Source organism: Xanthomonas sp. NCPPB 3761, from assembly GCF_041475705.2.
GTDB classification, from domain to species: domain Bacteria; phylum Pseudomonadota; class Gammaproteobacteria; order Xanthomonadales; family Xanthomonadaceae; genus Xanthomonas; species Xanthomonas phaseoli.
In genome coordinates this window covers 3,841,546-3,854,913 of sequence record NZ_CM191262.1, presented here as the reverse complement: position 1 = coordinate 3,854,913, position 13,368 = coordinate 3,841,546, and the positions used below count along the sequence as shown (strand labels likewise).

The 13,368-nt window shown below is 64.1% G+C and carries 7 protein-coding genes and 2 pseudogenes; 5 read left to right on the top strand and 4 right to left on the bottom strand.

Translation table 11 applies throughout. The features are described from left to right. Positions 1 to 17 precede the first annotated feature (17 nt). Positions 18 to 1,220: a pyridoxal phosphate-dependent aminotransferase gene (locus ACCQ00_RS16750; RefSeq protein WP_039572716.1), complete on the top strand. Its 1,203-nt coding sequence runs from the start codon at positions 18 to 20 to the stop codon at positions 1,218 to 1,220. 203 nt (positions 1,221 to 1,423) lie between these two features. Continuing rightward, on the top strand, positions 1,424 to 1,873 hold the full coding sequence (gene azu, locus ACCQ00_RS16745) for an azurin (RefSeq protein ID WP_039572718.1): 450 nt from the start codon (positions 1,424 to 1,426) through the stop codon (positions 1,871 to 1,873). Between the two features lie 81 nt (positions 1,874 to 1,954). Here the strand turns inward: azu and ACCQ00_RS16740 are convergent, their stop codons facing one another. Together ACCQ00_RS16740 and hemL are read right to left on the bottom strand one after the other, a co-directional pair. After that, on the bottom strand, positions 1,955 to 4,726 hold the full coding sequence (locus tag ACCQ00_RS16740; protein ID WP_039583369.1) for a winged helix-turn-helix domain-containing protein: 2,772 nt from the start codon (positions 4,724 to 4,726) through the stop codon (positions 1,955 to 1,957). A 406-nt stretch (positions 4,727 to 5,132) separates the two neighbouring features. Next, positions 5,133 to 6,422 (bottom strand): glutamate-1-semialdehyde 2,1-aminomutase, encoded by a 1,290-nt coding sequence (gene hemL / locus ACCQ00_RS16735; protein ID WP_022558547.1) that lies wholly within the window; start codon positions 6,420 to 6,422, stop codon positions 5,133 to 5,135. A 301-nt stretch (positions 6,423 to 6,723) separates the two neighbouring features. Between hemL and ACCQ00_RS16730 the strand changes: the two are divergent. Next, a pseudogene (locus ACCQ00_RS16730) lies at positions 6,724 to 7,854 on the top strand (TonB-dependent receptor); the annotation flags it as partial. A 36-nt stretch (positions 7,855 to 7,890) separates the two neighbouring features. Here the strand turns inward: ACCQ00_RS16730 and ACCQ00_RS16725 are convergent. Further along, a protein-coding gene (locus ACCQ00_RS16725) for an IS3-like element ISXac2 family transposase (protein WP_099770620.1) occupies positions 7,891 to 8,978 on the bottom strand; the annotation gives its coding sequence in 2 pieces (ribosomal slippage) (positions 7,891 to 8,726 and positions 8,726 to 8,978; 1,089 coding nt in all). Positions 8,979 to 9,047: 69 nt separating this feature from the next. Here ACCQ00_RS16725 and ACCQ00_RS16720 point away from each other — a divergent pair. Then, positions 9,048 to 11,102: pseudogene (locus tag ACCQ00_RS16720) on the top strand (TonB-dependent receptor domain-containing protein); the annotation flags it as partial. Between the two features lie 1,002 nt (positions 11,103 to 12,104). Here the strand turns inward: ACCQ00_RS16720 and thiE are convergent. Further along, a complete protein-coding gene (gene thiE / locus ACCQ00_RS16715) occupies positions 12,105 to 12,722 on the bottom strand; it encodes a thiamine phosphate synthase (protein ID WP_039575771.1) in 618 nt (205 codons plus the stop codon). 23 nt (positions 12,723 to 12,745) lie between these two features. Here thiE and ACCQ00_RS16710 point away from each other — a divergent pair, with 23 nt between their 5' ends. After that, positions 12,746 to 12,985, top strand: a complete 240-nt coding sequence (locus tag ACCQ00_RS16710; protein WP_017156850.1) for a rubredoxin — start codon at positions 12,746 to 12,748, stop codon at positions 12,983 to 12,985. The last annotated feature ends 383 nt before the right edge of the window (positions 12,986 to 13,368 follow it).

Here is a 13,368-nt window from a genome sequence, read left to right as displayed (position 1 = left end):
TCCTGCTGGAGGTTGTCATGAACACTGCTCTTTCGCGCCGCGCCTTTCTACGCGACTCCGCGTTGTTTGCCGGCGCCGCCGGTGCCGGCAGCTTGCCGCTGCTGGCCAGCGCCGTCGAACGCTCCATTGCCATTGCGCCCGCACCGGCAACGGCGCTGGCGCCGGTGATGATCGACTCCAATGAATTTCCGGATGGACCGTCGGCTGCCGCAATAAAGGCCATCGCGCAGATCGCACCGCAGGGCGGGCGCTATCTGCGCCAGGTACAGATGGAATTGATGACCACCCTGGCTGCCGAGCTCACGCTGCCGGTGGATCATTTGATGGCGTATGCCGGGTCCACCGAACCGCTCGACTACACGATGCTGGCATTCACCTCGCCCAGCGCTGCCTTGGTCACCGCCGACCCCACCTACGAATCCGGCTGGCGTGCGGCAACCCGTAATGGCGCGCGCTTGATCAAGGTGCCGCTGCGCAAGGACTTTTCGCACGATGTACAGGCCATGTGCGCAGCCGATGCCAACGCAGGCGTGATCTACATCTGCAATCCCAACAACCCCACCGGCTCGGTCACCGCTCGCAAGGATCTGGACTACGCATTGGCACACAAGCCCAAAGGCAGCGTGCTGGTGGTGGACGAGGCCTACATCCATTTTGCGCAGAGCACGCGCAGCGTCGTCGACATGGTTGCCGCAGGCGAAGACGTGGTGGTGTTGCGCACCTTCTCCAAGCTCTATGGCATGGCCGGCATCCGCCTGGGCTATGCGGCCGCGCGCCCGGACCTGCTGGCCAAGCTGCGGTTCTACAGCGTCAACAGCTTACCGGTCACCGCCGCCGCTGCCGGACTGGCCAGCCTGCGCGATCCTGCACTGGTGCCGCAACGGCGCGCGCGTACGGCCGCGACGCGCGCGGACGTGATGGACTTTCTCGCCAGGCAGGGCTATGCGTGTACTGCCTCGGAGAGCAATTGCTTTATGGTCGATGTGAAGCGCCCGGCAGCAAGCTTCAAGGATGAGATGGCCACCCACGGCGTGTTCATCGGCCGCAGCTGGCCGGTGTGGCCAACCTGGTCGCGCATTACCGTGGGCACCGATGCGGAAATGGCGCGCTTCAAACACGCGTTCGTGCAGGTGATTGCCGGCAAACGCGGCCCGTTGCCGGTGCCGGGCAGGGAGACTGCCGCGGCCGATCCGATGGACGCGTTTTTCCGTTACGCGTAAGGCCGGCATGCGACGGAGCGCTCGGTCGCAGACGGCCGAGCCATCGGCCACCTTGGTCGATGCGCCCGCTGCGCAGCTGATGCGGGCGTGATGTGCTGCTGATTGCGTATCGGCTACTCTGGCACTGTCGGCCTATCACCATTACCGCCGCATCCGTGCGCCGCATCCGCTGTGCCGCAACTTCCCAACGCAGGAGTGTTCTCTTGAAGCTGTTTTCCACGATTGCCGTGTGTGCGCTGGTGCTGATGGCGCCGACGGCATGGGCACGGATGTGCGCGGTGACCATCACCGGCAACGATCAAATGAAGTTCGACCAGAGCGCGATCAAGCTTGCGCCCGAGTGCACGCAGGTGGAGCTCACGCTCAAGCACTCCGGCAAGATGGCTGCCACCGTGATGGGGCACAACTGGGTGTTGACCAAGTCTGCCGATTTCCAGGCGGTGGCCAATGCCGGCGTACGTTCGACCATCGCCGACAGCTATCTGCCCAAGGCCGACGCGCGCGTGATTGCGCATACCAAGGTCATTGGCGGCGGCGACAGCACCACGGTGAGTTTTCCCACCAGCAAGCTGAGCAAGGGCGCCGACTACACGTTCTTCTGCTCGTTCCCCGGTCACTGGGCGATGATGAAGGGCACGCTGACGTTCGGGTGATGCATTGGGGCGGCCAATGCTGTCAGGCCTGGCCGCCACACGTGCAGCCTGTGTTGAACATGGGAGACAGGCGGATTCGGGTCAGTGACGTTGCAGCGGCTGGTCTGCATGCTGGTCGCTTCCACGCAACAACCCGCGCTGCAATGCTTGCGCAAGCGCGCTTTCGCGGCTGCGCGCGTCGAGCTTGCGGTACAGGTTTTTCAGATGGAATTTGACCGTGTTTTCCGACAGGTGCAGGCAGCGCGCGATCTGCTTGTTGGAATAGCCGCGCGCCAGTTGCGCCAGCACTTCCAGTTCGCGCTCGCTGAAGATGTCGCCGGCCGGGTCGTCGTCGCCGCTGAGGCGTTCGAGCAACGCCTGGATGGTCAACGCACGCGTGGTGCCGCCCACGGTCTGCGGGTCGTGCTGGCGTAGCGAGCGCAGCATCGCCTTGGCGGGCAAGCCCAGTTCTACGATCGCCTGCCAGCTTTGCGTGAGGGCGACATGGTCCAGCGCGCTGTACAGATACGGCAGGGCGGCGACCAGTTCGCCGCGTTGCTGCAGGACCAACGCGATACATGCGCGGGTGCGTGCCAGATGGCAGACATTGTCGTTGGCAAGGCACGCCTGCTCGATCTGCCCGAGGATGCTCAGCGCTGCGCTGCTGCGCCCGGCCAGGCGATGCCAGCGCGCCAGCGCGAAGCCCATCGCCGCGCGATCGTGCCAGCGGTGTGGCGAGCGCAAGGTGTGCGCCAAGCCGGATTCGCCGCCGGTACGTGCGATCAGCACATCGATGGCAGCGTTGCCTGGATGTTCCAGCAACAGCATCAGCCGCCATGCCGCAGCCAGTTCCGACAAGCGCGCCAGCTTGCGTCCGTGTGCGATCTGTTCGATATGCTCCAGCAACAGCAACGCACTGCGTCCACTGTGGTCGCGCACCCGTTCCAACCCCAGCGCGGTGCCGTATCCGGCGGCCAGCACGTCCATGCCGCCATCGTGTTGCTCCAGCAATTCCAGCGCCGGATGCAGCAGGTCGGCTGCGTCGTCATGGTGGCCGCGTTCGTAGTGCACCTGCGCAAGCAGGCACTGAGCGGCGGCTTCCAGCACCCGATCCGGTTGCGGGGCACGTGCGCACCAGCTCAGTGCCTGTTGATAGCAGGCTTCCGCATCGCTGAGCCGGCCGCGATAGAACAGGCTCTGCCCCAGCGACAACGTTGCCTGGCTGGCACCGATGTCGCTGCCGCCGCGCTGCATGGTGTCGCGCGCGTTGCGCGCGTAGCGCTCGGCAACCGCGAAAGCGCCTTGCGCAATCGCGGTGGTGGCGCAGATGCAGAGCAACATGCCGCGGCCGAGATGGTCGTCTTCATCCAGTGCGCCGGCCTGTGCGGCAATCTGGGTCAGGCCATGCGGATTGCCGCAGATTTCATCCAGACGGTCGCGCAGCAGCGCCACGACCACGGTGTAGTCGCGCTGCAGCGGTTCGCGTAGCGCAGCCGGAAAATCGCGGAAGCGTTCCAGCAACAGGCGCGCGTGGCTGAATTCGCCCAGCCTGATGTGCAGATGCGCCTGGGTGAGATTGAGCGCGGGCGTATCGCGGATGGTGCGGTGGTCGAAATGGCGTAGGAGTGCCCGCGCTTGGTGCGTGCCGTGAGTCAGCAGCAGCTGCCAGGTGCCGGCGCGTGCGATGTAGCTGGCGGCAAGATCGCCGCAGTCGCCGCGCCAGGCATGCCGCACCGCTTCGGCAAGATGCTGATGATCACCGAACCAGCGCGCTGCGCGTTGATGCAGCTGCACGCTCTGCCCTGGGTGTTCGCGGTCGAGCAATTGCTGCAGAAAGTCGGCAAACAGCGGGTGGTAGCGGAACCATTCGCGCTCGCCATCCAGCGGCACCAGCAGACCATGAAAATGCTCCAGCCGCGCCAGCAAGCGGCCACTGTCGGCGCGCTGGCGCACCGCGTCGGCGAGCGCGGCGTTGAAGCGTTCCAGCAGGCTGGTGCGCAACAGCAGCTCGCGGGTGTCCGGGTCCAGATCGTTGACCACCTGCTCTGCCAGGTACGCCGCAATCTGCGCGCTGCGCCCGGAGAACCGTGCGGCGACGTCCTGCTGACGTTGGGTATCGCCTTCCAGCCACAGCCGCGCCAGTTGCAGCGCCACCGGCCAGCCTTCTGTGTAGCGCCGCAGTTCGTCCGCCACTGGAGCGGGCACGTGCGGGCCCAGCAACGCCTGCGCTTCGGTGTCGTCGAGCGCCAATTGCGTGCTGCCGATGCGGCTCAGCTGCGCGTGCAGATCCAGTCGCGCCAGCGGTAGGTTGGGTACGCGGCGGGTCGCGAGCACCAAATGCAAACGCCCACCACCGTGTTCGGCCAGGCGTAGCACCAGTTCGTCCACAGCGCTGCTGCAGAGTCGGTCGTAGTCGTCGAGGATCACGCTGATGCGGCGGGGCGCCGCGCGCAGCGCGCGAATCAGCAATGCGACCGCGTCGCGCGGGTCGTGCTCGCGGTTGTGCAGCACGGTGGCGCACAGCGCGTGGTCGGCGCCTGCGTGCTGCAGCGCCAGCGCAAGATGGCCGAGAAAACGCCGGGCGTCGGCATCTTCTTCGTCCAGCGACAGCCATGCCACCGCGCCCTGCTCGCGCGTACTCAGGTGCGCGTGCCACTGCGCCAGCAGCGTGGTCTTGCCGAATCCGGGCGGGGCGAGCAAGAGCGTCAACGGACGTGCCTGTGCCTGATCCAGCGCAGCCAGCAGTGCGCCACGCACCACCGCGCCGGGGCGCGGCAACGCAGGCTCCAGCTTGCCGGCAAGCAGCCAATCGGGAATCGCAGGGTCGCGCGACGGTGACGGGCGCGGGGTGAGCAGCGCAACAGGCTTGAGCATGAGGCGAGGGCGGCCGTATCGAGCGTCGACAGCGTGCCGGCTCGACACGCTGCAGATCGGGGTGAAACAGCGGCAATGCAGCGTAATCACCTGATTCGGCGACGACGGTGCAGCGGCTGCGTCGAGGGTCCCCACCCATGCCCGTCCCTGAGCACCTTTCAGAAACATATGACAGCGACAGGACAAAAGCAAAGTGTGCTGCGCCGAGTCGAGGACTTCACCGCGGCAGATGCGCCTGCTTGTGCGCAGGTGAAGAAACGCTAGAGGTCGCCTGGTACCGGTGGCGCGCGTTCGGAGGCACCGCCACACAGCCTTGCGGGCACGCGGTCACGCGCACCGCAAACCCTCAACGCCCCGCGCTAATTGCGCACCGATTCCCAACTCCCCATTCCCGATTCCCAGCCGATCAGCGCGCCACGTCCGCAAACGCCTCGCGCGCTGCCGCCAGCGTGGCTTCGATCACCGCCTCGTCGTGCGCACTGGACATGAAGCCGGCTTCGTACGCCGAGGGCGCCAGGTAGACGCCCCGCTGCAGCATCGCGTGGAAGAATCGGTTGAAGCTGGTGATGTCGCACGCCGTGGCCTGTGCGTAGCTCTCCACGACGTCGTCGGTGAAGAACAGCCCGAACATGCCGCCAACCTGGTTGGTGGTCACGGCAATGCCGGCTGCGCGCGCGGCATCTTCAAGGCCTTCGCACAGCATGCTGGTGGCCTCGCTCAAGCGCGTGTGGAAGCCCGGCTCCTGCACCAGCTCCAGCATCGCCAGGCCTGCGGCCATGGCCACCGGGTTGCCCGACAAGGTGCCGGCCTGGTAGATCGGCCCGGCCGGAGCAACCTGCTCCATCAAGTCGCGGCGGCCGCCGTAGGCGCCCACCGGCATGCCGCCGCCGATGATCTTGCCGAAGGTGGTCAGGTCCGGGGTCACGCCGTAATGCGCCTGCGCACCACCGAGCGCGACGCGGAAGCCGGTCATCACTTCGTCGAAGATCAGCAACGCGCCGTGCCTAGTGCACAGCGTGCGCAGATGCTGCAGATAGCCGGCCTGCGGCGGAATGCAGTTGGCATTGCCGACCACCGGCTCGATGATCACCGCCGCCACCTCCGCACCGATCTCGTCGAACAGCGCGGTGGCGCCCTCGAAGTCGTTGAAGCTCAGCGTGGCGGTCAGCTCGCTCAGCCCTGCGGGTACGCCGGGCGAGGTCGGTACGCCCAGGGTCAGCATGCCGCTGCCGGCCTTGACCAGGAACGAATCGCCATGGCCGTGATAACAGCCTTCGAACTTGATGATGCGATTGCGCCCGGTGGCGCCACGCGCCAGGCGTACCGCCGACAGCGTAGCTTCGGTACCGGAGTTGACCATGCGCACCATCTCGCAGGAGGGCACCAGCCGGGCGATGGTCTGCGCCATCGTCACTTCGGCTGCGCACGGTGCACCGAACGAGAGCCCGTTGCGGATCGACTGCTCGACCGCTTCGCGCACGGCCGGGTGGTTGTGCCCGGCAATCATCGGCCCCCACGAGCCCACATAGTCGATATAGCGGTTGTCGTCGACATCGAACAGATAGGGGCCATCGGCGCGCGCCACGAAGAACGGCTCGCCGCCGACCGACTTGAACGCCCGTACCGGCGAGTTGACGCCGCCCGGTAGCAAAGTCTGCGCCTGGGCGAACAGGGCGTGGGAGCGGGAATGGTTCATGCGCAGATCCTTGAGGAGTACCGATTGGGGGCATCGACGCCCGGCAGCGGGCATCGCGTCCGCCATTGTCAGGCCTGCGGCCGCGCGCGCCTACCCGTCGGACGCCCGCCTACCCGTCGAAGTGGGCGGGTGGGGGAACTTGGCTGCCTATGATCGAACGCGACGGGATCGACAGTTTGGAATGAGCTGATGGCGCCCAGTCATTGGCATCCGGCTGTAGATGTTCAGAAAGTGTGATTTCGGTGGCCGTTGGCGCCGTTCGTTTGTCGCTTGCCGACAGTTCAAGACCTGGGGAGAGAGCATGAACCGTAGTATCCAGAAGCGTGCCTTGGCATTGGCCTTGGTCGTGGCCATGGGCAGCGTCCACGCGCAGTCCACCACCGGCAGCATCGTCGGTAGCGTGGGGCAGGGCAGTGGCACGAGCGTGCTGGTGGAAAACAACAGCGGCTTCAGTCGCGAGGTGCCGGTGGACGCGCGCGGCCGCTACACCGCCGGCAATCTGCCGCTGGGCACCTACAAAGTGACGGTCAAGCGCGAAGGCGCGGTGGTGGAAACGCGTGAGAACGTCGCCATCACCGTCGGGGCCAATACCGACGTGTCGTTTGCTGCCAGCGCCGCGGGGAGCGGCGTGCAGACCCTGGACAGCGTCACCGTCAGCGCCGCCAGCCTCACCACCATCGACGTCAGCAGCGTGGATACGCGCACCGTCGTCACCGCCGAACAGTTGCAGCAACTGCCGCTGGGCCGCACCGCCGAAGCGATTGCGCTGCTGGCACCGGGGGTGGTGGTCAACAGCGGCGGTTTCGACAACGGCCCGCTTGGCGGCTCGCTTCCCAGCTTCGGCGGCTCGGCCGCCAGCGAAAACGCGTACTACCTCAACGGTTTCAACACCACCACCATCAGCAACAACCTGGGCGGCCTGACCCTGCCGTACGGCGCCATCGACCAGCAGGAAATCTTCACCGGCGGCTACGGCGCGCAGTACGGCCGCGCCAACGGCGGCGTGATCAACCAGATCGGCAAGCGCGGCACCAATGAGTGGAAGTTCGGCGCTGCAGTGATCTGGGAGCCGAATGGCCTCAAGGCCAATCAGCGCGACATCTATTGGCGCCCGGACAGCCAGGGCAGCACCATCAACAACGCTGCCTACCGCTATGCGCGTGCGGCCAATGGCCTGTATCAGCCCGCCAGCGAGGCCGAAGCCAACCAGACCACCTACAGCGCCTATGTCGGCGGACCGATCATCCAGGACAAGCTGTTCTTCTTCCTGGCCGCCGAGCAGGTGAATTCTGACGGCGTACGCGTAGGCACCAATCGCGACACCGACAACGGCCGCACCGGTGGCCTCACCGACTACGACTACAAGCAGAAACGCTGGTACGCCAAGGTGGACTGGAACATCACCGACAACCACCTGATCGAGGTGACCGGGTAATCCCCCCACTTCTAGCGGTCGCCAGAAGTGGAGCTAAGCGGCCATCGCCAACTTCATGGCAGGCGTGATGCCGCCGAGCGCCATATTCGGACGCTCGTGGTTGTACGTCCATAGCCAGCGGGTGGCTTTGTCCTGCACCTGGTCGATGGTGTCGAACAGGGTTTGGGCGAGCCAGGCGTAGCGGATGGTGCGGTTGTAGCGTTCAACGTAGGCGTTCTGCTGTGGCTTGCCCGGCTGGATGTGCTCGACCCGGATACCATGCCGCTGCGCCCAGGACAGCAACGCGCCACTGATGTATTCAGGGCCGTTGTCGCAGCGGATCACGGCGGGCTTGCCGCGCCACTCGATGATCTGCTCCAGCGATCGGATCACACGGGCTGACGGCAGCGACAGATCCACCTCGATCCCCAGCCCCTCGCGATTGAAGTCGTCGAGCACATTGAACAGCCGGAAGCTGCGGCCGTCGGCCAACTGGTCGTGCATGAAGTCCATCGACCAGACCTGGTTGATAGCCTCCGGCACCGCCAGAGGCTCGGGCCGCTCACGCACCAGCCGCTTCCTCGGCTTGATCCGCAGGTTCAACTCCAGCTCGCGGTAGATCCGGTAGACCCGCTTGTGATTCCAGCCAAAGCCCTTCACGTTGCGCAGGTACAGGTAGCACAGGCCAAAGCCCCAGTCGCGATGGGCGGTCGTCAGGCGGATCAGCCAGTCGGCGATCCGGGCGTTCTGCTCGCTGGCCTTGGCCTGGTAGCGGAAGCAGGTCTGGCTCACCGCGAAGGCCTGGCAGGCGTGGCGGATGTTCGTACGCCCGCTCGTGACTGCCGATTGGGCCATCTCGCGTCGCTGAGATGGCCTCACCATTTTTTTGCGAGCGCTTCCTTCAGCAGGTCGGTACTGAGCTGCGCCTCGGCGTACATCTTCTTGAGCCGGCGGTTCTCCTCCTCCAGCTCCTTCATGCGCGCGACCATGGACACGTCCATGCCGCCGAACTTGCTGCGCCACTTGTAGAACGTGGCCGAGCTGATGCCGTGCTCGCGGCACAGCTCCGGCACGGGCGCACCGGCCTGGGCCTGCTTGAGCACGGCGATGATCTGGCTGTCGGTAAAGCGGGACTTCTTCATGGAACCTCCTCGAGAAAGGATACGAGAAAATTCCACTTCTGGCGTCTGCTAATGGGCGGGGGGATTACCACCGGTGCCAGCGACGTCGCCGAAACCAACGGCTCGATCTATCGCTACGACTATGTTGCGCGTGAGCGTGGTGCCTACTTCACCGACGAGTCCACCTGGAAAACCGGGCCGACGCTGTTCACCGGCAAGTACACCGGCTATCTGGGCGACAACCTCACCGTGACCGCGCTATACGGCAAGATGAGAACGCCCGACGAACTGACGCCGTTCAACTACAACGCCGCCAATGGCCCGGTGATCAACAGCGCCGCATTGCAGAATCCTGCCTACACCGGCGGCACACCGCGCATCGGCAACCAGCTGGTCACCTCGGTCAGCTCCCCGGACCGCGAGTACAAAAAAGACAACCAGCGCCTGAATCTGGAATGGCGCATCGGCCACCACACGCTCAACTTCGGTCTCGACAACCAGAAGTCAGAAGGCATCGATGTCGGCTCGATCCTCTCTGGCCCCGGGTTTGCCTGGACCTACGGACAGACCAATGACCCGTACGGGCTGGCCACCGGCGGTCTGGTCAGCCAGTCGGCCAACGAAGCCGGCGGCATCGGTGCGCCGAGCCCGGGTTTGGTGGATCCGGTCAACGGATCCAGTGGCTACTACGTGGTGCGCAACATCAACACCAGCCTGTATTCGTACGAGGCCAAGCAACGCGCCTACTACATCGAAGACAAGTGGCAGGTCACCGACAACCTGCTGCTGAGCCTGGGCCTGCGCAAGGACGAGTTCACCAACTACACCCCGTTCGGCGATCCCTACATCGAAATCGACAACGCGTGGGCGCCGCGCCTGGGCTTCAGCTGGGACGTCAACGGCGATTCCAGCTTGAAGGTGTTCGGTAATCTTGGCCGTTACTACCTCGGTCTGCCGCTATCGGCGGTGAGTCTGTTCACCCCGGCCACGACCACCGATACCTACTTCACCTACAGCGGCATCAATGCCGACGGCACGCCGATCCTGGCCCAGCAGCTGGGTTCGGCAGTGTCGGCCAATTCGCGCTTCGGCCGCATCGCCGATGTCCGCACCGCGGTGGCCAAGGACATCGAAGGCGAAAACCAGGACGAACTCATCCTCGGGTTTACCAAGCAACTCGATAGCGGCTGGGTGCTGGGCGTACGCGGCACGCATCGCCGCCTCAATGCCGGCATCGACGACCAGAACTACGATGTCTCCAACACCGCGTTGATCGATGCGGCAGCGGCGCAAGGCGTGACCATCGATTTCTCCAAGGTGGCGGGCGCATCGTTGATCAATCCGGGCCAGACCAATACCTGGGGAGTGATCGGCACCGATGGCCAGTTCCACGAAGTCTCGGTGAGCCGTGAGGCGGCGGGTTTCCCGAAGTTCAAGCGCAATTATTCGGCGATGGAATTCAATCTGGAGCGTCCGTTCGACGGCAAGTGGTATGCCAAGGTCAATTACGTCTGGTCGCACAGCTACGGCACCACCGAGGGCCAGGTGCGTTCGGATCTGTGGCGCACCGGCGGCGCGCTGGGCAGCTATCAGGGCCAGGCCTCGGTCTCGACCACGCAGAGCTGGGACCACCCTGCGTTGATGGAGCACTTCAACGGCGATCAATCCAACGATCATCGCCATCAGCTCAAGTTGTTCGGCTTCTACCAATTCACCCCGCAATGGGGCGCATCGGCCAATTTCAGCCTGATTTCCGGCGCGCCGCACAACTGCCTGGGCAACTACTACGGGACCGAATACAGCGGCCGCGATCCGGCCGGCTATGGCGGCAGTGCAATTACCGGCGGCCCGTACCACTACTGCTACAACCCGGCCACCGGCACCGGCATGGCATCGCCTCCCGGCTCGCAGGGGCGCCTGGGCTGGATCGCGCAGCTGGACATGGGCGTGACCTACAAGCCGGCATTTGCGGATGGCAAGCTGGCGTTGCGCCTGGACGTATTCAACATCACCAACGAGCAGACCGCGACCAACATCTACCCGTTCTCGCAATTGCCCGACAACACCACCAACCCGCTATGGGACCAGGTCGTCGCCTATCAGGCACCACGCTCTGGTCGGGTGACATTGAGTTACGATTTCTAATCGCGTCATTTGATAACTACAGTCCCGGCAGCGACGCGTGATGGCACGCGTCGCTGTTTTTTGTTTCGGGGATGGCGGTCGAATTGGGGCGGCTCTGCTGAGTGAAGACATACAGCCGGCTTGCTGAGCGCAGTGCACTTGATCTCGGTGTTCGGCTAGCAGGGGGCGTCATGATCGCGTGTACGCATCGCTTTCAATAAAACTGCCAGCAAACTGTCTGGCGAACGCACTGCGCACGCGACGTTCGAGGCAACGCGATGCAGCGAAAGACATGTCGCGGTCTTGAAGTGGATTGGACGGTTTGCATGGCCACGCCTAGGAGCCTTAGATCTGCTTCTTGGCTGCAGGGCCCTTGCCCGCCTACCATCGCCGGACACGCTGAAAGTACGTCCATGTAAGCTCCTACGCGGCATCCATGCCGCGTAAGGTCCCGCAACGGTAGGCCGGCAAGGGCCTGTCGCGTTGGTTGGTGTGCATGTGAGAGCAGCGCTTGAGGCGCTTTCCACATCGGGCAATCACCAGCTTCTCTTGTCATTCTCTCGTCGTGCCTGGCAAGTGCCGTAACGAAGCAATCGGCAGCAGCGTGGCCGCCGATGCAATGACCCGCTCTCGGTTGGCCGCCAGCCAACTGTCTGACGCGGTGTCCTCGCCGCTTGCGGGACCGTTGGCGGATGGATGCCGCCATCGAGCCTCCAAGGACGGATTTACGGCGTGTCCCGCAAGCGGCGAGGGCACCGCGCACTCGAGCAGCTAGCGCTTGCAAGCAAGCGAATACAGCAAGAACGCGCTGTCTGTTCAATCGGACTCAAGGCTGGACGACCAAGCGCCAGACGTCAGCTTCATTGCCTGCAACGCTGCCGCATCGCGGCGAACAAACGCCGCGAGCCGTTGTCAGGTGGGCGCGGACGGCGGAGTGAGCGCAGCGCACGGGCGCGACATGCCGATTCCAAGCATCGGCCGTGCACCTGGCGGCTGCGCAAATGTGTCGTTCGCCGCTTTTGATCAAAACACGGCGCGATACGCCTGCACCGCGGCGAGCGGATCAGGCGCCGCGTAAACGCCACTGACCACGGCAATCAAGTCCGCACCCGCACTCGCCAGCGCAGGCACATGCGCAGGCGCAATGCCACCGATCGCCACGCGCGGCAGGTCGAGTTCGGCGGCCTGCTGCAGCAATGCAGGCGCCGCACGCCGGGTGGTCTGCTTGGTGGTGGTCGGGAAAAATGCACCGAAGGCCACATAACTGGCGCCCGCTTTCGCTGCGGCGCGCGCGCGCTCGATATCGTCGTAGCACGACACCCCGATGATGGCCTGTTCGCCCAGCAGCGCGCGCGCTGCCGCCACGTCGCCATCGTCTTCGCCCAGATGCACGCCTTGCGCACCGACCTGCGCCGCCAGCTGCGCATCGTCGTTGATGATCAACGGCACGCCATGGGCCGCGCATGCCTCGCGCAAGGCGCCGGCCTGGCGCATCCGCAGCGCCGCATCCGCCTGCTTGTTGCGGTACTGCAGCCAGGTGATCGACCCCAGCAACGGCGCCGTGCGCAGCAACAAGCGCTGCGTGTTGGGCTCGTCGGGGGTGATCAGATAGACGCCGCGAACGTTAAGACGGTTGGGCATGGCAACGCTTCCGAAAGCGGTGGATGGGATGGGACAATGCAGGCCCACTGTTGCATGACCGCGATTATCCGATGAGCGAGACATCCACGACCACCTACCGCACCTGGATGTGCGTCGTCTGCGGGTTTCTCTACCACGAGGCCGACGGCATCCCCGAAGAAGGCATCGCCCCGGGCACCCGCTGGCAGGACGTGCCCGACACCTGGACCTGCCCCGATTGCGGCGTGACCAAGGAGGACTTCGAGATGGTGGAAATCGGTTGATGGAATCCTGTTAAGGAACGTTATTTATCCAATGCCTATTGAATTATATAGATAATCCTCTTGTCCAGAATGCTATTTGTTGAAATTGCAGGCCAGAGTTAAAAGGCGTAGCCTCCACGGACGGCCAGCAATGATTGCCAGGATTGCCATCATTTTTGGTTGGTTAAAGGCCAGGCGTAATTCCCGAAGCCGGAATGGCTTTAATTAAAGAAAATGAAATTTCATGTTTAAATTATCGGTATGTTCAACAATTTTGGTTTTATCATCTGCAGTTTCTTTCGGGGCAATTGGTTCTCCTTCCGATCAACAATCTCTCATCCAGGGGATGGGTGAGCGTTTGCCGGCGGGTAAGGCAAATGTCAGTTTGTCACCGCGATACAAAG